General features: G+C 63.9%; 16 protein-coding genes. 13 read left to right on the forward strand and 3 right to left on the reverse strand.

All coding sequences use genetic code 11. The annotated features are described in order from the left end of the window. Positions 1–257: 257 nt before the first annotated feature. From AC0L3X_RS37205 to AC0L3X_RS37215, 3 genes are all read left to right on the forward strand, one after another. Positions 258–1,472 (forward strand): acyl-CoA dehydrogenase family protein, encoded by a 1,215-nt coding sequence (locus AC0L3X_RS37205; RefSeq protein WP_063984648.1) that lies wholly within the window; start codon positions 258–260, stop codon positions 1,470–1,472. 743 nt (positions 1,473–2,215) lie between these two features. Next, positions 2,216–3,067 carry a phosphatase PAP2 family protein gene (locus AC0L3X_RS37210; RefSeq protein ID WP_187387768.1) on the forward strand — a complete coding sequence of 284 codons (852 nt, stop codon included), beginning with the start codon at positions 2,216–2,218 and terminating at the stop codon, positions 3,065–3,067. 810 nt (positions 3,068–3,877) lie between these two features. Beyond that, positions 3,878–5,311: a hypothetical protein gene (locus AC0L3X_RS37215; RefSeq protein ID WP_231144420.1), complete on the forward strand. Its 1,434-nt coding sequence runs from the start codon at positions 3,878–3,880 to the stop codon at positions 5,309–5,311. Positions 5,312–5,539: 228 nt separating this feature from the next. On the opposite strand, the gene AC0L3X_RS37220 is transcribed toward AC0L3X_RS37215, so the two are convergent. Then, the gene (locus AC0L3X_RS37220; RefSeq protein WP_063984646.1) at positions 5,540–7,279 is read right to left on the reverse strand and encodes a methyl-accepting chemotaxis protein; all 1,740 of its coding nucleotides are present in this window, start codon (positions 7,277–7,279) and stop codon (positions 5,540–5,542) included. A 219-nt stretch (positions 7,280–7,498) separates the two neighbouring features. Here AC0L3X_RS37220 and AC0L3X_RS37225 point away from each other — a divergent pair, with 219 nt between their 5' ends. From AC0L3X_RS37225 to AC0L3X_RS37240, 4 genes are all read left to right on the forward strand, one after another. Next, entirely contained in the window at positions 7,499–8,881 is a 1,383-nt protein-coding gene (locus tag AC0L3X_RS37225) for an ethanolamine ammonia-lyase subunit EutB (protein WP_063984645.1), read from the forward strand. A 152-nt stretch (positions 8,882–9,033) separates the two neighbouring features. Beyond that, positions 9,034–10,620 carry a B12-binding domain-containing radical SAM protein gene (locus tag AC0L3X_RS37230; protein ID WP_063984644.1) on the forward strand — a complete coding sequence of 529 codons (1,587 nt, stop codon included), beginning with the start codon at positions 9,034–9,036 and terminating at the stop codon, positions 10,618–10,620. Between the two features lie 6 nt (positions 10,621–10,626). After that, positions 10,627–11,409: an ethanolamine ammonia-lyase subunit EutC gene (gene eutC / locus AC0L3X_RS37235; protein ID WP_063984643.1), complete on the forward strand. Its 783-nt coding sequence runs from the start codon at positions 10,627–10,629 to the stop codon at positions 11,407–11,409. A gap of 207 nt (positions 11,410–11,616) precedes the next feature. After that, complete coding sequence (locus tag AC0L3X_RS37240) at positions 11,617–13,983, forward strand: efflux RND transporter permease subunit (protein WP_063984642.1); 2,367 nt, start codon at positions 11,617–11,619, stop codon at positions 13,981–13,983. A gap of 28 nt (positions 13,984–14,011) precedes the next feature. Here AC0L3X_RS37240 and AC0L3X_RS37245 read toward each other — a convergent pair whose 3' ends face one another. Both AC0L3X_RS37245 and AC0L3X_RS37250 read right to left on the reverse strand, forming a co-directional pair. After that, a complete protein-coding gene (locus tag AC0L3X_RS37245; protein ID WP_063984641.1) occupies positions 14,012–14,845 on the reverse strand; it encodes a hypothetical protein in 834 nt (277 codons plus the stop codon). Between the two features lie 75 nt (positions 14,846–14,920). After that, complete coding sequence (locus AC0L3X_RS37250; RefSeq protein WP_063984640.1) at positions 14,921–15,418, reverse strand: hypothetical protein; 498 nt, start codon at positions 15,416–15,418, stop codon at positions 14,921–14,923. 452 nt (positions 15,419–15,870) lie between these two features. On the opposite strand from AC0L3X_RS37250, the gene AC0L3X_RS37255 reads away from it, so the two are divergent. The 6 genes from AC0L3X_RS37255 (at position 15,871) to AC0L3X_RS37280 (ending at position 22,029) form a co-directional block, all read left to right on the forward strand. Then, positions 15,871–16,104, forward strand: coding sequence for a hypothetical protein (locus AC0L3X_RS37255; protein ID WP_063984639.1), 234 nt, complete (start codon positions 15,871–15,873; stop codon positions 16,102–16,104). 191 nt (positions 16,105–16,295) lie between these two features. Next, complete coding sequence (gene hpnC, locus AC0L3X_RS37260; protein WP_063984638.1) at positions 16,296–17,180, forward strand: squalene synthase HpnC; 885 nt, start codon at positions 16,296–16,298, stop codon at positions 17,178–17,180. Further along, entirely contained in the window at positions 17,170–18,009 is an 840-nt protein-coding gene (gene hpnD / locus AC0L3X_RS37265; RefSeq protein ID WP_063984637.1) for a presqualene diphosphate synthase HpnD, read from the forward strand. Before hpnC ends, hpnD begins: the two co-directional genes overlap by 11 nt. Then, positions 18,009–19,265 carry a hydroxysqualene dehydroxylase HpnE gene (hpnE, locus tag AC0L3X_RS37270; protein ID WP_063984636.1) on the forward strand — a complete coding sequence of 419 codons (1,257 nt, stop codon included), beginning with the start codon at positions 18,009–18,011 and terminating at the stop codon, positions 19,263–19,265. Before hpnD ends, hpnE begins: the two co-directional genes overlap by 1 nt. Before the next feature lie 50 nt (positions 19,266–19,315). Next, entirely contained in the window at positions 19,316–21,283 is a 1,968-nt protein-coding gene (gene shc / locus AC0L3X_RS37275) for a squalene--hopene cyclase (RefSeq protein WP_063984635.1), read from the forward strand. Then, positions 21,280–22,029: a phosphorylase gene (locus AC0L3X_RS37280; RefSeq protein ID WP_063984634.1), complete on the forward strand. Its 750-nt coding sequence runs from the start codon at positions 21,280–21,282 to the stop codon at positions 22,027–22,029. Before shc ends, AC0L3X_RS37280 begins: the two co-directional genes overlap by 4 nt. Positions 22,030–22,150 lie beyond the last annotated feature (121 nt).

Genomic DNA, 22,150 nt, shown 5'->3' on the forward strand with positions numbered 1-22,150 from the left:
CCGCCATCGCTACCCTCCAAGGCTTTGCCCTAGGGAATCACAATTGACGAATTACGCAACAGGCCCCTTGTGGGAGAGGGTGGATCGCCGCGAAGCGGCGAGCCGGGTGAGGGGTATCTCTCCGCGAGTCCGGAATCGTAGGGTGGGCAAAGGCGCACTTGCGCCGTGCCCACCACCGATCCAACACTGCAACAGAAGCGGTGGGCACGCTTCGCTTTGCCCACCCTACAATACTTTCTGCTTGTGGAGAGAACCCCATGGACTTTCAACACTCCGCCCGTTCGCTGGAACTCCAGGAGCGTGTCCGCCAGTTCATGCGGACGCATGTCGAGCCGGTCGAGGAGCTCTATTACGAGCAGGTGAAGCCGGAAGCCGCGCGTTACAAGACGCCGCAGGTGCTGCAGGACTTGAAGCGGTTGGCGCGCGAGCAGGGGCTTTGGAACCTGTTCCTCTCCGGCGAGCACGGTCCAGGCCTGACCAATCTCGAATACGCCCCCGTGAAAGAGATCATGGGCCGCATCCTCTGGGCGCCGGAGGTCTTCAACTGCTCCGCGCCCGATGTCGGCAACATGGAGGTGCTGGCCAATTACGGCACGCCGGCGCAGCAGGAGCGCTGGCTGAAGCCGCTGCTGGAGGGGCGCATCCGCTCCGGCTTCTCGATGACGGAGCCGCAGGTCGCCTCCAGCGATGCCACCAACATCCAGTGCGAGATCAAGCGCGACGGCGGCGACTACGTCGTCAACGGCCGCAAATGGTTCACGTCAGGCGCGATGAATGAGGATTGCGAGATCCTGATCGTGATGGGCAAGACCGCGCCCGATGATCCCGATCGCCATCGCCAGCAATCCATGATCCTGATGCCGAAGGCGACGCCCGGCGTGCGCATCGTCCGCGACATGCTGACCTACGGCTACGATGACGCGCCGGTCGGCCATCCCGAAATCGTCTACGAGAATGTCCGTGTGCCGGCCGAGAACATCCTGCTCGGCGAGGGCCGCGGCTTCGAGATCGCGCAAGGCCGGCTCGGCCCCGGCCGCATCCACCACTGCATGCGCCTGATCGGCTGCGCCCAGCGCGCGCTCGAATTGATGTGCCGGCGATCCGTGTCGCGCACAGCCTTCGGCAAGCCGCTCGCAGACCAGGGCTCGGTGCGCGAGGACATCGCCAACTCCTTCTGCGAGATCGCGCAGGCGCGGCTCCTCACCTTGCAAGCTACCGACAAGATGGACCGCGAAGGCAACAAGTCAGCGCGCGACCTGATCGCCGCCGCCAAGATCGTGGTGCCCAGCATGGCCGCCCGCGTCATCGACCGCGCCATCCAGATCCACGGCGCCGCCGGCGTCTCGCAGGACACCTTCCTCGCCCGCGCCTATGTCTATGCCCGCTTCATCCGCATCGGCGACGGCCCCGACCAGGTGCATCTCGCTGCCGTCGGCAAGGAGTTGATCAAGCGCGGCGGCGTGATGGGGTAGGGGCGCTGCTCTCGGCCTCTCGGGTGTGAATCTGCAGGCTTCTGATCAGCAGCCCAGTCGTCGATCTTGCCCAGCGCGGTTTGGGAGCGAGGTACTCGATATCATCCACGTCCCAGTATTCGACACAATGAGCTACACGGCACAGCGATCTCCGCCGTCCTTTAGCGCGACCACTAGTTCCGCGTCCGGAAAATCAGCGACAGTACAGAGCAACGGATTCCGCGCAGTTCCTCCCGCCGCAATACCTTTTGCTTGCAGGGCCTCTAACGCAAATGGCGAGATGGGACCGACGTCTTCAGGCGAAAGTTTCTCGGCCGCGGCTCGCGAGAAGGAGAGCCAATCCAGACCTTCGAGCTTGGCTCGGTGGTGGAAAACCTCCTCGGCATAGCGGCTTCGGTAGCAATGGCCTGCGCAGAGATTTGGCGCCATTATGATTCTATCAAGACTCCACAACCTAAAGGAGTCAGTTAGAGTGTATCCAACTTGATAAACACGCGTTTGTTGTGATTCTATTAATGGTTGTGTATTCATTTGCACTCTCGTAATGCAGGGAGTGGCCGCAAATGGCGCAGGATTCTTGTGGGAAGTCGTCACATTCAAAGTAGAGAAGCACGACGCAAGACGAAATCGTTTCTCTGCGGCTGTTCCAGCTGAATTGGGCTCTCATCACCATGGTCTTGGGGAGCTTTTGTCTCGGCCTTTTGCTCACCGAATTCCGCATTGAGTGGTGCAGCTACCTCACTATGCTCGGAATCGCCGCGCTGTATGGTACCGTCGGCCATCTCAATGCGAGATCCGCGGCCGGAGACCCCAGGATCTACGCCACGCTCCTGATGCAGGCCCAATTCATTTCGATGATCGTGCTGATCACTTCGCTCGGTTACGTCGCAGCTTCTGCGAACCTGCCAATGCAGGAAGAAAATCTGCTCACGCTTGACCGCAGGCTGGGATTGGATTTCCGGGCCTATCTCGGTGTCGTAAACGACCAGCTTCAGTTACGCTGGGCGTTTGAGCAAACCTATAATTCCATTCAATGGCAGCTCGTCATCCTGATTCTAATCCTGCCGTTGTTCGGCCACCATCGGCGCGCGGCGGAGTTCGCGCTTGCCTTCGCCATAGCGCTGATCGTGACCACCATCATCTCTACGCTTGTGCCGGCGACTGGTGTCTATCACGCTCTTGGACTCGTGCCGAGCGACCATCCCAATGTCGAACCAGTTGTCTACTACGGGACTCTGAAAGAGCTTCCACTCGTGCGCGACGGCACTACCAGACTGCTCAACGCCTATCTCCTGGGGCCTATTCTGACGTTTCCGAGCTTCCATGCCATTTCCGCGGCACTTTACGCTTGGGTCTTTTGGCCGTTTCGTTGGCTGAGGGCCGTTGGTCTCTTGTGGAATGCCGTTATGGTCGCAGCGACTCCAATTGGTGGTGGCCATTTCTTTGCTGATGTTGCCGCCGGATTGATCATAGCCGTGGCGGCGACATACGCGGTGCGCCGTGTTGGAAAATATCTTACGAGCGATCGGCAGAAGCAACAAAAGACTCTGATGCCGCCAGATCCCCTAAACGCGCCGATTTTGAGAGTGCAATGAGACTTCGGCTACGTATCATTTTCGACGGTGGTTTTCGGTTGGTTGATGTCCGCTCTACCCACAAATCGGCGGAAGCTGGATGAGCAGTTCTTGCGCCGCGCATCCTTTGGCGGCTGGCGCAATGCTGCGCCAGAATAGCTCGCAGCTGACTCGAGACGAGCGAACGAAACTCGATGACATCGCACATTTCGAGCAGCGGCTGCTGTTGGCGGACCTGCGAGAGGGCGCCCCGATGTGATTCTCGTGGATGCCTATCTGCTGAGTGCGGCCCGTTTCGATGGGTTGGCTTGGGACACCAATTCGGACCCCGAACTCTGGGTGGAATTGAGTCATTATCGTGAAGTTGAGGACTCCCGGCGGCCGCGTTCAAATTTTGGTTGCTCAATCCAATTCGGAACGCCAGTTCGTTTCATTCGATCTGCGCTGTTGATGGCATAGACTTCCGATCAGCAGCCGAATCGGTTCGTCGATCTTGCCCAGCGCGGTTTGGGGATCGAGGTACTCAATATCATCGACGAGCTGCGCCGGCGAAGCGTTCCTCGATCATGGGGCGATGCTCGGCGTCCTTCAGCACGACGCGTAGCGACTTCGGTAGCAATTGCCAGTGCGGAGCACTCGATTGCCGGCGGGGCGGGTAGCGCCGCTCAGCTGCGACTTCTCGTAGCACAATAGTAACGACTGCCGGTTGAGAATGGCCCATCACGCCATGGCAGGTTCACGCGGGTGAAAGAGAATAGATCGCCTCCTTCCAGGGAGAGCGCCCTGGCCCTGCTAGGAACCGACTTCGGCACGCATCAGCGGCAGTTTGTCGTGATCGCGATCCTGCTGACGGCCCTGCTCGTCCAAATACCTGTCGTTCTCAACGCGGATGTGGGCTGGCTTCTGACCGTCAACGAAAAAATCCTGGACGGCCGAAAGTTTGGGGTCGACCTCTTCGAGTCCAATCCGCCTCTGTCGGTCTACATGTACATGCCGGCGGCGATGCTCGGGCGAATGACCGGCATTGCACCCGAGTTCATCGTGATCGTCCTGGTGATCGCCGAGATATCAGGCGCGCTTTTTGTGATCGATCGCGCGGCTGCGGCCGCGAAGCTGGGCGCTCGGGAGAGGAGTCTTTCAACCTGGTCGTTTGCGTTTCTGCTCGCAATTCTTCCGGGCACCATCTTCGGACAGCGTGAACACATCGCTGTCATCGCGCTGACCCCTTTTGTCGCCATCACCGCGCTGCGCTGGCGCGGGCTCGATCCCGGACGGGTCGCGATCCTCGCTGGCGTAGGGGCGGGGCTGGCCATGAGCATCAAGCCGTTCTTTGCCCTGGTGGCCGGCCTCCCGATCATTCTGAGCGCCCTCCGCCAGCGGTCCTTCAGGCCCTTGTTCACCCCTGAAGCATGGACGGCCGCGATTGTCGTAATCAGCTACGGGGCGGTGGTTGTTGCCGTCTTCCCCGCTTATCTCTCCACCTATGCCCCGATGGTCGCCGAAGCCTATTTGCCGATCAGACGGGAGCTAAGTGCCCTGCTTCCTATTCCGATCGCCGTGATCGGCGCTTCTCTTGGGTTCTTGCGTCTGAGCGGTCCTCAAAACCTCAAGATGGGGAGCGCCGCAATCCCTTGGCTTGCCGCATCGGTCGGCGGCGCCGCGAGTTTCCTGCTTCAAGGCAAGGGATGGCCATACACGGCCTTCGCGCTCTGTCTGTTTGCGATTACCGCACCGTTGCTGCAGGTTGGCACCAAGACGTTGCGGGCGCCTGTTGTGATCGGCGGCCTTGCGACCGTCGTCGCCATCGGGCTCTATTTGTCATCACCAGCCCCGGGATTTCCGCCGCTGCAGGCGCGCGTCCAGGCATATGTGAAGCACCCGCGGCTGCTGACGATTACCGATCACATCGGCCTCGGGCATCCGCTCGTCCGCCAGATCGACGGAGTTTGGGTGGGCAGCTCTTGTGCGCAGCTGCTGGCCGCCGGCGCGATGCTGCGCGAGAACAGCTCGCAACCAAGCGAAGGTGAGCGAGCAAGATTGGACAGCATCATCGAGTTCGAGCGGCAGCAATTGCTGGCGGACGTGCGAAACGGGCGCCCCAACGTCATTCTCGTTGATACCTCTCTGCTGAGCTCGTTCCCGTTCGATTGGCTGGCCTGGGCCAATTCGGATCCCGAGCTCCGGATGGAGTTAAGCCGCTATCGTGAAGTCGAGGATGTCGGCCGCGTTCGAATATTCGTCGATCAATCGAATTCAGAACGCTGATCCCTGCGTTCGATGGCAGGCTGCCAATGCCGGAGCGGGGACTGGCGTGCCATCGCGATGATGACATCATGCCGGTGTTTTGCCCGACGAGTCAAATAGGATTCGTAAAATCCGCAAGGCGTCGAGTGGGGCGGTCAAGCCATTGATATCGTTATCCCCGGCTACTGTGCATGGGGTTGTTTTCGCGTTTTTTGTGAGAGCGTGAGCCCGCCGCGGGTGTGCGCGCTCTTACCCCGCCTTGGCGACGCGGCTGTCCGCGGAGCCCGATCGCAGGTTCTGGAAAAACGTCTCCACCTCCCGCGACAGCGTGTCCGCCGTCTCCGTGAGGCTGCTCGCCGCCGTCAGCACGGAGGCTGCCGCCGTGTCGGTCTCGCCGATGGCGTCGCGCAGCGAGGTGATGTTGGCGACCAGGGTCTCGTTGCCCTGCGCGGCCGATTGGGCGTTGGACGAGATCTCGCGCGTGGCGGTGTCCTGCTGGCCGATGGCGCCGGCGATTGCCGAGGTGACGTCGCTGATCTCGCGCACGGCGCCGCCGATCTCGCGCACGGCATCGACCGCGTTGCGGGTGGACGCCTGGATCATCGAGACGTTCTCGCCGATCTCGGCGGTCGCCTTGGCGGTCTGACCCGCCAGCGCCTTCACTTCGTGCGCGACGACGGCAAAGCCGCGGCCGGCGTCACCGGCGCGCGCGGCTTCGATGGTGGCGTTGAGCGCGAGCAGATTGGTCTGCTCGGCGATCGCCTGGATCAGGTTGAGCACGCCGTCGATGCGCTGGGTGGCGGCCGCGAGGCTTTCGATCTCGGAGATCGACTTCTCGGTGCGCTGACCGGTCTGCTCGACCGCGCCTGCGGACTGCCGGACCTGGCGGCCGATCTCCACCACCGACGCGGACAGCTCCTCGGCTGCGCCTGCCACCGCCGTGACGTTGTGCGAGGCCTGCTCGGTGGCGTTCGCCGCGGTGCCGGCGCGGCTGCTGGCATCCGCCGTGACGCGGGTGATGGTCTGTGCCGTCTCGCGCATGACGGAGGCGTTGTCGCTGAGGCCGCGCATGATCGCGCCGATCGCCTCGCCAAACGCCTCGACGGATTGCTCGATGTGGCGGGCGCGCTGCTCGCGCGCGGCGGAGTCCTGCGAGACCTGCGAGGCGAGATTGCGGTTGCGGCCCATCGCGTCCTGGAAGATCTGGATGGCGCGTGCCAGCGCGCCGATCTCGTCGGCGCGGTCAGAGTGCGGCACCACGACATTCTCGGCGCCGTCCGCGACCTGCTCGATGGTCGCGGTGATGGCGGAGAGGGGACGGGCTATCGAGCGGGCGATGATGACGATGCCGATCACGACGAGGGCCAGCGCCACGCCGCCGAGGCAGGTCAGCACGAAGGAGAGGGTGCGATTGGTCTCGGTCTCGTGCGCGATCTGCCTGGCGCGCTCGGCATAGACCTTGGACAGCGCCTCGAGATCCTTGTTCAGCGCCGAGCGCACGGCGCGATTGGCGTCGTTGTCGCCCCATTCGCGGCCCGCGGCCGCATTGATCTCGACGCCGCGGCGCACCAGCTCCTTGCGGAACTCGACGAACTGCTCGATGCGCCTCTTGAACGTGGCAAACTGCTCGGCATCGTCGGCTTTGACGATGGTCTCCCAGCGCTTCACGACATCGAGGATCTGGGCGTTGAACTTGAGCAGGCCTTCGCCGTATTTCTTCACGACGGCCGGTTCGGTCGACATGTAGACGCCGCGCGATTCCATCACGACCGCGTAGACCAGCGAGTTGACCCGCTCGACATTGAGTGCTGCGGCGTTCGCCGTCTCGATCGCGCTCGTCAACTCGGCGCTGCGGCGGCTGTTGTAGTCGGACAGCATCGCGATCGCCGCCGTGAGCAGCGCGAACAGCGCGAAGATCGCGTAGAGCTTGATCGCAAGCGTGAAACGGCCTGCCACCCCCGTGGCATTCCCAGAACGGTCGGTTGTCATGCTTTTCAGAGGCCCCAATGGCCGGCAGTGGCCGGAGAGCGCGGTCGTATAAAATTGATGCAAAACTATGCAGAATGAAGATGGACGCCGTCTTAACGCCGTGGCCCGGCCCCTTCGTCCTTAGTCAAAAGAAAGGTAAGATATTTCAGTGTCTTGATCTGGGTATAGTTTGGGATCGCGCTGATGTCGGCCACTGGCCGATGAACCCCGGAGGGGCCTTTGGTCTACCGCCACACCATCGACGCCACGACCTACACATTTCCGGACCTGCGCGACCTGCTCGCCAAGGCGACGCCGCCGCGCTCCGGCGACCGGCTGGCCGGGATTGCCGCCGCAAGCGCCGCGCAGATGATCGCGGCGCGGATGGCGCTCGCCGACGTCCCGCTCGGCCAGTTCTTGCAGGAAGCGGTCATCCCGTACGAAGCCGACGAGGTCACCCGCCTCGTCATCGACAGCCACGATGCCAGGGCATTCGCGCCGGTGGCTTCGCTGACGGTCGGCGCCTTTCGCGACTGGCTGCTGTCGGATGCGGCGACATCCGAGGTTTTGCGCAGGCTGGCGGGCGGCATCACCCCGGAAATGGCGGCCGCGGTCTCAAAGCTGATGCGCAACCAGGATTTGATCCTGGCGGCGCGGAAATGCGAGGTCACCACCGCCTTTCGCAACACCATTGGCCTGAAGGGGCGGATGAGCACGCGGCTGCAGCCCAACCATCCCTTCGACGACGCCAGGGGCATCACCGCCTCGATCCTCGACGGCATCCTGTTAGGGGCCGGCGATGCCTGCATCGGCATCAATCCGGCCAGCGACGATCCCGCGGTCATCGGGCAATTGCTGCGGCTGCTGGACGAGATCATCGCGCGGCTGAAGATCCCGACGCAAGCCTGCGTGCTGACCCATGTCACGACGACGCTGTCGCTGATCGGGCAGGGCGTGCCGGTCGATCTCGTCTTCCAGTCGGTCGCCGGCACCGAGGCCGCCAACCGCAGCTTTGGCGTCGACCTCGCGCTCCTGAAGGAGGCGCAGCAGGCCGGCCTGTCGCAGAAGCGCGGCACGGTCGGCGAGAACGTGATGTATTTCGAGACCGGCCAGGGCTCGGCGCTGTCGGCGGGCGCCCATCACGGCGTCGACCAGCAGACCTGCGAGGCGCGGGCCTATGCGGTCGCCCGCGCCTTTGCGCCGTTGCTGGTCAACAGCGTGGTCGGCTTCATCGGCCCGGAATATCTCTACGACGGCAAGGAAATCATCCGTGCCGGGCTGGAGGATCATTTTTGCGGCAAGCTGCTCGGCCTGCCGCTCGGGATCGACATCTGCTACACCAACCATGCCGAGGCGGACCAGGACGACATGGACAATCTGCTGACGCTGCTGGCGGCCGCCGGCGTCACCTTCATCATGGGTGTCCCCGGGGCCGACGACGTCATGCTGAACTACCAGTCGACGTCTTTTCACGACGCGCTCTATGTCCGCGACGTCTTCGGCCTGCGCCGCGCGCCGGAATTCGACGACTGGTTGGTGCAGTCGGGGATCGCGGGCGCCGATTTCCGTCTTGCCGGCGACGCAGGCCTGCTGCCCGATTTTGCCTCACGGCTGATCGCGTGACGCGGCGGGAGCGCCCGGCGGCTTGAGGAAACCATTGGTCCCTCTCGGAATTATGGTCCTGCCACAATATTGAGAAATTCCGGCGACAGCATTACGCTATGTGTCTGGCTGGCAATTTCCGCAGCTATGTCGACCGTGGCGGGGGAGCTTTGATGCGAGCTGAAAGTAACGGTACGGCCCGGCGGATTCTGTGCGTGTTTCCGCGGTACACTTCGTCGTTCGGGACGTTCGAGCATTCCTATCCATTGACCGACGGCGTCTGTGCCTTCATGCCCCCGCAGGGGCTTTTGCTGCTCGCGGCCTATCTGCCCGAGGAGTGGGAGGTCAAGTTCGTCGACGAGAATCTCCGTCGCGCGACCAACGAAGAGTTCGCCTGGGCGGAGGCGGTCTTCGTCAGCGGCATGCACATCCAGCGCCAGCAGATGAACGACATCTGCCGCCGCGCCCATGAGTTCGATCTGCCGGTCGCGCTCGGCGGTCCCTCCGTCAGCGCCTGCCCGGACTATTATCCGTCCTTCGACTATCTTCATGTCGGCGAACTCGGCGACGCCACCAATCGGCTGATCGAGATTTTGGCGCGCGACGCGTCGCGTCCCGGGGAGCAGGTGGTGCTCACCACCAAGGACCGCGTGCCGATGACGGAGTTTCCGATCCCGGCCTACGAACTTGCCGACGTGAAGAAATACTTTCTCGGCAGCATCCAGTATTCCAGCGGCTGTCCCTATCAGTGCGAGTTCTGCGACATCCCCGGCCTCTACGGCCGCAATCCGCGCCTCAAGTCGCCCGAGCAGATCATCGCCGAGCTCGACCGCCTGCGCGAATGCGGGATGACCGACACGGTCTATTTCGTCGACGACAATTTCATCGGCAACCGCAAGGCGGCGATGGACCTGCTGCCGCATCTGATCGAATGGCAGAAGCGGACCGGCTATGTGGTGCGGCTCGCCTGCGAGGCGACGCTCAACATCGCCAAGCGGCCCGAGATCCTCGAGAAGATGCGCGAGGCCTATTTCATCACCATCTTCTGCGGCATCGAGACGCCCGATCCCGACGCCCTGAAGGCGATGCACAAGGACCACAACATGATGGTCCCGATCCTCGAGGGCGTGCAAACGATCAACTCCTACGGCATGGAGGTCGTGTCCGGCATCATCATGGGGCTCGACACCGACAAGCCGAACACGTCGGAGGCGCTGCTGGCCTTCGTCGAGGAGTCCCGGATTCCGCTGCTCACGATCAACCTGCTCCAGGCGCTGCCGAAGACGCCGCTGTGGGACCGTCTGGAGCGCGAGGGACGCCTGATCGAGGATGACGGCCGCGATTCCAACGTCGACTTCCTGTTGCCCTATGACGAGGTCGTCGCATCCTGGAAGCACGCCATGGGCGTCGCCTACGAGCCCGAGAGGGTCTACGCGCGCTTCCAGTATCAATGCGACAACGTCTATGTGCACCGCCTGAAGATGCCGACGCCGGACGAGATGAAGACCTGGCCCAACATCCGGCGTGGGCTCGTGATGCTGCGCAACATCTTCTGGAAGGTCGGTGTGCTCGGCGACTACAGGCGCGTGTTCTGGAAGTTTGCGCTCGGGCGCATCAAGCGCGGCGACCTCGAGGGACTGATCGGCTGCACCTTGATCGCGCACCATCTCATCACCTTTGCGCGCGCGGCCTCCAGCGGCAGGCAAAACGCCTCGAACTATTCGATCCGCCTGCGCGAGGCCTCCGTTCCCGCCGAATGACGCGACATGTCTGATCCGGCCGTCCCGCGCCGCCCGACCCTCGATCTGCGGTCGCTGACGCCTGCGCGCGTCGCGCTCGGCCGCAGCGGCGCGAGCGTGCCCACAAGGGCCTTGCTCGATTTCACGCTGGATCATGCCCGCGCCCGCGATGCCGTGCATGCAGTGTTTGACACGCCGCGTCTGGTCGCAGATCTCCGCGCGCTTGGCCTTATCGTCACCGAGGCGCGGAGCCAGGCGGTCGACCGCAGGGATTATTTGCGGCGGCCGGATTTGGGACGACAGCTCGATGCCGGCTCGGTCGAATTGTTGGCACGACATGCCTCGGAGCTGTGCCAGCTCGCGGTCGTGATCGGCGACGGCCTGTCGGCGGCGGCGGTCCACGCCCATGCGGTGGCGTTGGTGTCTCACCTGCTGCCGCTGCTCGCGGAAGGCGACGACGTCGCGATTGGACATGTCGTTGTCGCCTCAGGCGCGCGCGTCGCGCTCGGCGACGAGATCGGCGCCATTCTCGGTGCGCGCATGGTGGTGACGCTGATCGGCGAGCGGCCGGGCCTGTCCGCGCCCGACAGCCTCGGCGCCTATCTGACCTTCGCACCGAAGCCGGGCCGCACCGATGCCGAGCGCAATTGCGTCTCGAACGTCCACAAGGCCGGGTTGAGCCATGACGAGGCCGCCTTCAAAATCGCTTGGCTTGTTCGCGAGGGGCTGGCGCGGGAGGCCACCGGCGTGGCGCTGAAAGACGAGAGCGGCGATCCTCCCGCTCGAATCGGGACGATCCGGCCGGAATGACCGGTATCAAGGGTCGAAATCGCCGCATGTTGATCCAATTTGTGCGCTTGCGCGCGCTTGCGAGAGGGCGTTTGGACCTGCTAAACCCCTCGCGGCGATTTTCCGCGCATTTTCAAAGGGCAAGCCTCCCATCTGTATGGCATTTTCAAGCCGTTCGCGGGACGCAATAAGCTCACAGACCCGAGCCGATTAGGAACTGGACAAGGCATGCTCGAAAAGCACCGCGAGAATGAGGTTCATGTCGACAAGGTCGAGCAGGGACCGACGTCCTCGATCGCCTTCGGGCTCGAGCGCATCGGGCTGATCGCCGTCCGGGCGCCGATCGTCTCCTGCATCGTTCTGCTCGCCCTGATCGTCGGTGCCGTGTTCGGCATTCACCGGATCAAGATCGACGATTCGCTGTCCCAGCTGTTCCGGTCCAACACGCCGGAATTCCGCCAGTATGAAGCGGTGACAAAGAAGTTCCCGGCCGAGGAATTCGACGTCCTCGTCGTGGTCGAGGGCAAGACCCTCCTGGCGCGGAATAACCTCGAGAAGCTGCGCGACTTCGTCACCGACATGCAGCTGGTCGAAGGCACGCGTGGCCTGGTCTCGCTGTTCTCGGCGCGGCAGGCGCCGGCGCCGGGCAGGCTGCCGGCGGCGCTGTTCCCGCCCGAACTGCCCGAGGGCGCGGCCTATGACAAGTTCGTCGAGACCGTCAAGAACAACGAGATCATCCGCGGCAAGCTGTTGTCGGACGACGGCACGCTGGCGCTGATCGTGCTGTCGCTCGATCCGGAGGTGGTCGCCTCCAACAAGCTGACCAAGACCGTCGGCGACATCCGTGCGCTGATGAAGGAAGACCTCGGCAATACCGGCCTCAACGTGCAGCTCTCCGGCGTGCCGGTGATGCAGCTCGAGATCCGCAACGCGGTCGAGCGTGACGGGCTGACCTACAACATCCTCGGCATCCTCGCCGGCTGCGTTATCGCCATCATCTTCTTCCGCAAGATCTCGTTCATGGTCGCGGCGGCGTTCCCGCCGATGATTGCGATCCTGCTGGCGCTCGGTGCGCTCGGCTGGGCCAATTTCAATCTCAACATGTTCCTGAACGTGATGACGCCGCTCATCATGGTCATCAGCTTCTCCGACTCGATGCAGCTCACCTTCGCCGCGCGCGACCGGCTGATCGCGGGCCAGGACAAGTTCACCGCGTTCAAGAACGCGGTGCTGGTGGTGGGCCCGGCCTGCGTGCTGACGCACGGCACCGCCGGCATTTCCTTCATCGCGCTCCAGTTCTCCGACTCCGACCTGATCCGCAAGTTCGGCGAGGCGGGCCTCGCCGCCACCATCATCGCGCTGGTCGCGGTGTTGTCGCTGGTGCCGGTGTTCGGCGTGCTGTTGGTGCGCAACGAGAAAGTCTTTGCTTCCAAGTTCCAGAGCGCGGATGCCGGCGTGCAGGCGCTGCGCAATTTCTGCTACTGGATCGCGGTCCGCATGGTGGGTCGTCCCGGCCTGTTCAGCCTGATTGCGGTGTTGTTCGTCGCGGGCCTCGGCGTCATCTACGCCAATCTGGAGCCGCGCTACCGGCTCGCCGACCAGGTGCCGGACAAGCGCCAGGCCGTCGCCGCCAGCGACCGGCTCGATGCCAAGCTCACCGGTGCCAATCCGGTCAACGTGCTGGTCCAGTTCCCCAAGGGTGAGACGCTCTACTCGCCGGAGACGCTCCAGACCATCGCGGACGTGCATGCGACCGTCGAGAAAGCCGCCGGTGTCGGCAACGTCTGGTCGCTCGAGACCCTGCGTCGCTGGCTCGCGGACAAGGCCGGCAGCGCCGACGTCGCGACGCTGAAGGAATATGTCAACGTCATCCCCGAGCATCTGGTCCGGCGCTTCATCGACGCCGAGCAGGACGCCGTCGTGGTCGCAGGCCGCGTGCCGGACAAGGATTCCAGCCAGCTGCTACCGATCGTCGACAAGCTCGATTCCGAACTTGACGCCGTCCGCAAGAAGCATCCCGGCTACGAGATCGCGGTAACGGGTCTTGCCGCGATTGCCGCGCGCAACTCGGCCGGCATGATCGAGAAGCTCAACCGCGGGCTCACTGTCGAATTCGCGCTCGTCGCGATCTTCATCGGCCTTGCCTTCCGCTCCTGGGTCGTGATGTTCGCCTGTATCCTGCCGGGCATCTTCCCGGTGGTGATGTCGGGAACGGTGCTGTGGGCGATGGGCGAGGGGCTGCAATTTGCCAGTGTCGTGGCGCTGACCGTTTCGTTCGGCCTGGGCTTGAGCGCGACGATCCACTTCCTCAATCGCCTCAGGCTGGAGAGCAAGCCGGGCGTCGGTTCGGCGCTCGCGGTGGAGCGCGCGACGGTGCTGGTCGGCCCGGCGTTGATCCTGACCACGCTGGTGCTGGCCTGCGGTCTCGTCGTCACCGTGTTCTCCGACCTGCCGTCGCTGCGGCTGTTCGGCTGGCTCAGCGCCTTCTCGATGGTGATGGCCCTCGTCGCCGACCTCTTCATCCTGCGGCCGACGGCGATGTGGCTGATCAACCTGCACGCCAAGCTTCAGGGCCCCGACAAGCCGGCGATCTGAGCGGGCGGCGGCATACGCCGCCCCTTGCTCACGCCTCGACCCGGACGATCCCGTACGGATTGAACTTGAAATCGTCCTCGGCGTAGTCCTGCTCCCGCGAGAGCGTAAGCTTGCGATCGCGTAGCGTCGCTTCGATGCCGCGCTCGGCCATGGCGTTGGCAAGCTCCTCCATGAGCAGCACCGCCGACCATTCGTTGCCGCGCGATTTCGCGACATAGATCTCCGGCAAGCCGACGAGGTGATAGCCGACGGTCTCGTAATAGCGATCGCCGCCGAGCGGACGCTTGGCGAAAGCAAGACGACACGCCTTGGCGACGGCGAGGGTCATGCCAAGGTCCTGACTGGTCTTTGCGCCCTTGCGTGCCTGATCGCCGAGACTGCGCCACCGCTCGAGGCCGTGGGCAACGCCGGCGCTTTCGCCCTTCACGGCGGTGGCGCCGGCTTCGATCATCTCCTCGACGATGCGCAAGGCCGCCGCCGAAAAGGCGACTGCTTTCTGCTGCTCTAGCGGCGGGCTCAGCAAATAAAGCACCGCTTTGTGGTTGACCACGGCCGCTTCGTCCGCGGCAGACCAGGCTTTCGGGAAGACGCGGTCCCAGCACACGCCGAACGACCACTCCATGTGCGGATCGGGCTTGGCCTGCGAATAGGTGCGGTCGATCTCGAAGTTGAAATCCGCGATTGTCTTGGCCACCGCCTTCGGCGGGTGCAGCAGGCTCTCGTCCTTGCCGAGGAAGCAGAGCACGTGACGCGGTTTTACCGACGAAGGCTGCATGCTCGTACCCTGCTGGTCATTGGCGAAGGCGCGGCTGGTTACGAAGAGCCCGGCGGCCTTGAGCAGATGTCTGCGAATTGGGTCCATGTCCGTAACAATGTCAGCAAAAAGCCCCCGGCTCGCGAGAACCGGGGGCGTGTTCCTCTCGAAGCGGGAAGGGTGTCAGCCCTTCGTCATCGTGATGTTGACGCCGCGGATCTCGCCCTTCGAGCTGATCTGCACCGTCTGCTTGGTGCCGTTGGTGCGCAGCGACAGGTTGGCGGCGAAGCCGTTGGCCTCGACGAACACCTCGATCTGGCCTCCGCCGGCGGTGCCCTGGAGATTGCCGAAGATGTTGCGGTTGGTCTCGCTCCAGTTGCCGGAGATTCGCTCGCCCTGGCTCGTCACGTCGCTGGTGAGGTCGAACTTGTAGCTGTCGGACGCGCAGTGAAGGGCCTGCTTGAGGCTGAGACCGGTGCCGGCGACCTTGTAGTCGGCCTTGCAGCGGATGCGCTCGGTGCTACCATCGGACAGCGACACCGTGCCGGTGCCGCTCCACGCACCGTCGAAACCTGCAAACGGTCCGGACGACTGAGCATGGCTTGCCGAGACTGAGAAGAGCAGCGCAGCCCCGATGCCGGCCGCCTTGATTGCCTGTCCAGATCGCCCAATGAATTGCATTTTGAATATCCCGTTTTCGAGCGACGTTCGCTTAGGATGAACGTCTCGCCACATCGAAAGTTTAGTGTTCCGAGCCTGTGTCTGGTTCAAAGCCTGACAGCCAGGGACGGCGGTTCACGACGCCGTCGCGCCAGGTCAGGCTGCGCGATTCTCTCTGTTTCGCTGTGTTTCTCGCGGGAAAAGCAGGGCGGAGAGATGCAGCTCTGCAACAGGTACGCATCAAAACGCAGTGTGCCAGAATTATGACGTAGTATCAATCTGTTACATCTGCCAATGAAGAGCGAGGGAAGACCCGATTTGGTGGCTGTGGCGCCAATTTGGCCGCATTTGCCAGTGCTTGTGCCTTCTCCGAGGCCGCACGTTCCGCGGCGACTTGCCATCAGAACAATCCGTTCCGGTCGTTCGCCCTGTCCGGGATCGGTGCGGTTCTGCCGTCAGAATGAAGGAATACAATGCGTAAGCTTCTCGTCGCTCTCACCCTACTGTTGGCATCCCTTTCGACGGCGGCATTCGCCCAGGCAGGACGTGGCACAGACGCGGAACAGAAGGCCTGCACGCGCGATGTGCAGAAGTTCTGCCGTCCGGTCATCGACCAGGGCGATTTCACCATCCTGGCCTGCCTCAAGGAGAACCGGGCCAAGATCTCGCAGGCCTGCGACCAGGTCCTGAAGACCCACAACCAGTAAGCTCGGCCACTGGCCCACAAGGGCGGCCCGGGGGCCGCCTTTTCGGGCCGGATCCGGAAGGGCAGCCATCGAGAGACAGGATTGGTTTTGCGGCCGTATTCCCCTATATGGGGGCCGCGGCGGCATCGCCGGCATAAGCCCGCGCGAGCGAAAAAGCCCTTCCTGTCCAAACGATTGTAAACCAGCCCTCGATGACCTCTGCGAGCGAATTGCGATCCGGCAAGGGTGACCGCGACGAGAATTTTCCCGTCGCGTCCTGGATCATTCATCCGCGCCATCGCGCGCTGATCCTGGCGTACTACAATTTCGTCCGCACCGCCGACGACATCGCGGATCACGCGACGCTGCCTCCCGACCAGAAACTCGCTTATCTCGACCTGCTCGAGGCGGAACTGCTCGGCGAGGGCGACACCCAGGCCGAAGCCGTCATTCTGCGGCGGGCGCTGGCCGAGCGAGGCATGGCGCCGCGCCACGCGCTCGACGTGCTCATCGCGTTCCGCATGGACGTCACCAAGCTGCGCTACGAGAACTGGGACGAGGTCATCCACTATTGCCGCTACTCGGCGATGCCGGTCGGCCGTTTCATGCTCGACGTCCACGGCGAGAGCACGTCGACATGGGCGGCCTCGGACGCGCTCTGTGCGGCGCTCCAGATCAACAACCACCTCCAGGATTGCGGCAAGGATTTTCGCGAGCTCAATCGTGTCTATCTGCCGCGCGACGCGCTGGCCGCGAGTGGCGCCTCGGTCGAGCAGTTGGGGCTGACGCAGTCGCCGCCGGCGATGCTGGCCTGCCTTCAGGCGCTCGCCGTGCGTAACGCAGCCCTGCTCGACGAGGGCAGATCGCTGAGCGCGGAGATCCGGGATTTCCGCCTCGGCGTCGATGTTGCGGTGATCCAGGCCTATGCCGATCGTATCGTGCGTCTGTTGAAGGTGCGCGATCCCCTGCGCGAGCGCGTGCATCTGAACAAGTTCGAGCTTCTCACTTTCAGCCTCGCCGGCATGATCGGCGAAGTCGGCCGCCGCGCGATCGGACGCAAGGCCATTTCCAGACCGGGGACTGCACATGACGCTTGAGGCGACCTCGCCCAGCGCCAATTACGGCTCGACCGCATCGAACAGCTCCTTCTACGCTGCGATGCGCATCCTGCCGCATGACCAGCGCGAAGCGATGTTCCAGATCTACAGCTTCTGCCGACAGGTCGACGACATCGCCGACTCCGACGGCCCGCGCGACGAGCGGCTCGCCGCGCTTCAGGAGTGGCGCAACGACATCGACGCGCTCTATCAGGGCCATCCGCCGCCGCGGCTGAAGGACTACGTCGCCTCGGTGAAGACCTTCGGCCTCAAGCGCGAGGATTTCCTTGCGATCGTCGACGGCATGGAGATGGACGTGCCGCAGGACATCCGTGCGCCCGACATGGCGACGCTCGATCTCTACTGCGATCGCGTCGCCAGCGCCGTGGGGCGGCTGTCGGTACGGGTGTTCGGCCTGCCCGAGGAAGACGGCATCCAGCTCGCCTACCATCTCGGCCGCGCGCTCCAGCTCACCAACATCCTGCGCGACATCGACGAGGACGCTGGCCTCGGCCGGCTCTATCTGCCGCGCGAGGCGCTGCTGCATGCCGGCATCACCTCCAACGACCCGAACCGCGTGATCACCGAGCGCGCGCTGCCGAAGGTCTGCCAGTCGCTGACGCAGCGTGCGAAGGCGCATTTCGAGAAGTCTGACGAGATCATGAACCGCAACAAGCGCCGCGCCGTGCGCGCGCCGCGGATCATGTCGAAGTATTATCATTCCATCTTGGATCTCCTGATCGCGCGCGGCTTCAACGCGCCGCGCGAGCCGGTGCGTGTGTCGAAGGTCACGCGCATCCTGATCCTGCTCCGTTACGCTTTCATCTGATGCAAAAGACAGCTCATATCATCGGTGCTGGAATTTCCGGCCTCTCCGCCGCCGTGCGGCTCGCCAATGCGGGCTTCAAGGTCGCCGTCCACGAGGCGACGCACCAGGCCGGCGGCCGCTGCCGCTCCTATTTCGACGGCGCCACCAATCTCACCATCGACAACGGCAATCATCTGCTGCTGTCGGGCAACAGCCATGCGCGCGCCTATGCCCGCTCGATCGGCACCGAGGCGGGCCTCGTCGGCCCCGAACGCGCGCAGTTTCCGTTCGTCGACATCAAGACCGGGCAGCGCTGGCAGATCGATCTCGGCGATGGCCGGCTGCCGACCTGGGTGCTCGACGAGAGCCGCCGCGTTCCCGACACCGGGCTCAGCGATTATCTCAAGCTGGCGCCGCTGATCTGGGCGTCGGAGGAGACGCTGGTCGGCAAGTCCATTCCCTGCGAAGGCATCCTCTATCAGCGCTTGGTGCAGCCGCTGCTGCTTGCGGCGCTCAACGTCGATCCGCCAGAGGGCTCGGCCGGGCTTGCCGGCGCGATCGTGCGCGAGACGCTGCTTGCTGGCGGACAGGCGTGCCGGCCGCTGATTGCGCGCGACGGCTTGAGCGCCGTGCTGATCGAGCCTGCCGTGAAGTTCTTGCAGGAGCGCGGCCACACCGTTCAGCTCGGCCATGAGCTGCGTTCGTTTACGACCGGTGACGGCAAGGCTAGCGCGCTGAATTTCGGCGGCGAGGATGTGATCCAGCTCGGTGAGGGCGATGTCGTCGTGATGGCAGTGCCGCCGCGCGCCGCCGCGAGCCTGCTGCCCAGGCTGAAGACGCCGACCGAATTCCGCGCCATCGTGAACGCGCATTTCCGCTTTGAACCGCCGCCCGGTTCGGCGCCGATCCTCGGCGTGATCGGCGGCGTCGTGGAATGGCTGTTCGCGTTCCCGAACCGGCTGTCCGTGACCATCAGCAATGGCGACCGCCTGGTCGACATGCCGCGCGAGGAACTCGCGCAGGCGATCTGGAACGACGTCTGCAAGGCGGGCGGGGTGTCCGGCGAGCTGCCCCCCTGGCAGATCGTGCGCGAGCGCCGTGCCACATTTGCGGCGACGCCGGCCCAGAATGCCCTGCGTCCGGGGCCGGCCACTGCGCTGAAAAACCTGTTTCTTGCCGGCGACTGGACTGCTACGGGATTGCCTGCAACCATCGAGGGATCGGTGCGGTCCGGTGATCGCGCCGCCGATCTGGTTTTGGCCGCAAAGCGGCCCTGACGGGCAAAGTCCCGGTCAATTTCAATCGACTATCGGAGCAATCGAGCGACATGGATGCCGTGAACGCGACCAGCCGCGAAGCCTTGGAATCGGGCGTCCTGGAATCGAGCATTGCGTCGGCGACGCAAGGCGTTCTCGGCTTCCAGCAATCCGACGGCCATTGGGTGTTCGAGCTCGAGGCCGACTGCACGATTCCGGCCGAATACATCCTGCTGCGCCATTATCTCGCAGAGCCCGTGGACGCCGTGCTCGAGGCCAAGATCGGCAATTATCTCCGCCGCGTTCAGGGCGCCCATGGTGGCTGGCCGCTCGTGCATGACGGCGAGTTCGACATGAGTGCGAGCGTGAAGTCCTACTTCGCGCTCAAGATGATCGGCGATTCCGTCGACGCCCCGCACATGGTGCGTGCGCGCGAGGCGATCCATGCCCGCGGCGGCGCGATCAACAGCAACGTCTTCACGCGCTTCCTGCTTGCGATGTTCGGCGTGGTGACCTGGCGCGCGGTGCCGGTGCTGCCGATCGAGATCGTGCTGCTGCCGTTCTGGTCGCCGTTCCACATCAACAAGATTTCCTACTGGGCCCGCACCACCATGGTGCCGCTGATGGTTCTTGCCGCGCTGAAGCCGCTGGCGAAGAATCCCAAGGGCGTCGGGATCGACGAGCTGTTTCTCCAGGATCCGCGCTCGATCGGCATGACCGCGAAGGCGCCGCACCAGAGCATGGCCTGGTTCGTGCTGTTCCGCGCGCTCGACGGCATTCTGCGCGTGATCGAGCCGATGTTTCCGAAGAGCCTGCGCCAGCGCGCGATCGATGCGGCGCTCGCCTTCACCGAGGAACGCCTCAACGGCGAGGACGGCATGGGCGCGATCTATCCGCCCATGGCCAACATCGTCATGATGTATGACGCGCTCGGCAAGGACGAGAATTATCCGCCGCGCGCGGTCACGCGCCGGGGCATCGACAAGCTGCTCGTGTTCAACGGCGACGAGGCCTATTGCCAGCCCTGCGTCTCGCCGGTGTGGGACACGACGCTGACCGCCCACGCGCTGCTGGAAGCCGGCGGTGACATAGCCCTGCCTGCGGCCAAGCAGGGCCTCGACTGGCTGATCCCGAAGCAGGAGCTCGAGGTGAAGGGCGACTGGGCGGTGAAGCGGCCCGAGGTACGCCCGGGCGGCTGGGCCTTCCAGTACAACAATGCCTATTATCCCGATCTCGACGACACCGCGGTGGTGGTGATGTCGATGGACCGCATGCGACGCGAGCACGGTGCGACCGGCTATGACGCCGCGATCGACCGCGGCCGGGAGTGGATCGAGGGCATGCAGAGCGACGACGGCGGCTGGGCCGCCTTCGACGTCAACAACCTCGAATACTATCTGAACAACATCCCGTTCTCGGATCATGGCGCGCTGCTCGATCCGCCGACCGAGGACGTCACCGCGCGCTGCATCTCCATGCTGGCCCAGCTCGGCGAGACCGAGAAGTCCAGCAAGCATGTGGCCGACGGGGTCGCCTACCTCAGGAAGACCCAGCACCCGGAGGGGTCCTGGTATGGCCGCTGGGGCATGAACTTCATCTACGGAACCTGGTCGGTGCTCTGTGCCCTCAACATGGCCGGCGTCCGCCATAACGACCCGATGATTCGGAAAGCCGCCGACTGGCTGGCCTCGATCCAGAACAAGGACGGCGGCTGGGGCGAGGCCGCCGTCAGCTACCGTCTCGACTACAAGGGCTGGGAGGCGTCTCCCTCGACCGCCTCGCAAACGGCATGGGCCTTGCTTGCCCTGATGGCTGCTGGCGAGGTTGATCACCCGGCCGTCGCCCGCGGGGTGGAGTACCTGATTGCAACACAGAACAAAAAAGGACTGTGGGACGAAGAGCGGTACACCGCCACAGGCTTTCCTCGTGTATTCTATCTGCGTTATCACGGTTACCCGAAGTTCTTCCCGCTGTGGGCGTTGGCGCGGTATCGGAACTTGCGGAACACCAACAGCAGGGTGGTAGGGGTCGGGATGTGACTTTGGGGACGGGGGACTATCTGACCGTGGGTAATGCCATCGACCCGCGGCCGATATTGATCGTGACTGGACTGGTTCAGGAGGCCCGTATCGCGGCTGGGCCCGGAATGGCGGTCATTTGCTCGTCGAGCAGCCCGACCCAGTTGCGGGCGCTTCTGACGGTGGTGGATCCCGAGACGATTCGCGGCGTGATCTCGTTCGGCGTGGCCGGCGGGCTCGACCCGACGCTGCGCTCCGGCGACGTCGTGCTGGCGACCGAGGTGCTCTCCGGCGATACCCGCTGGGCCGCGGGCCTGTCGCTCGGCGACGACCTGATCGACCGTCTGACGTCCGGGCGCCGCCGCGTCGTGCGCGGCAGCCTTGCCGGCGCCGAGGAGGTGGTCACGAAGCGGTCCTGCAAGGCGGCGCTGCATTCGGAAACCGGCGCCTCTGCCGTCGACATGGAGAGCCACATCGCGGCCGCCTACGCCGCCGAGGCGGGGCTACCCTTTGCCGCGGTCCGCGTCATCAGCGATCCCGCCCATCGCGCGCTGCCGGCGCTCGCCCGCGCCGCCATCAAGCCGAACGGCCAGATTGATCTCGCCGCCGTGCTCCGTGGCATCGTGCGCAATCCGACCACGCTGCATGCGCTGGTCTCGACCGGCATCGACTTCAACCGCGCGCTGCGTAGCTTGCGCGGCTGCCGCGACTATTTGATCGGCACCGAGCTCGTCGACAGCGAGGCCCTGGTCTCCAAGGCGGCCTGAGCTCTTGATGCGATAAAGCAAAAGGCCCGGTGGCCAATTGGGCCCGGGCCATTTGGGTTTTTGTTGCTAAAGACTAGGTCGGCGGCATTCGGGTTAGGGGCCCCACCCACACCCTCCGTCG

This window comes from Bradyrhizobium sp. MI1.7 (assembly GCF_055811795.1).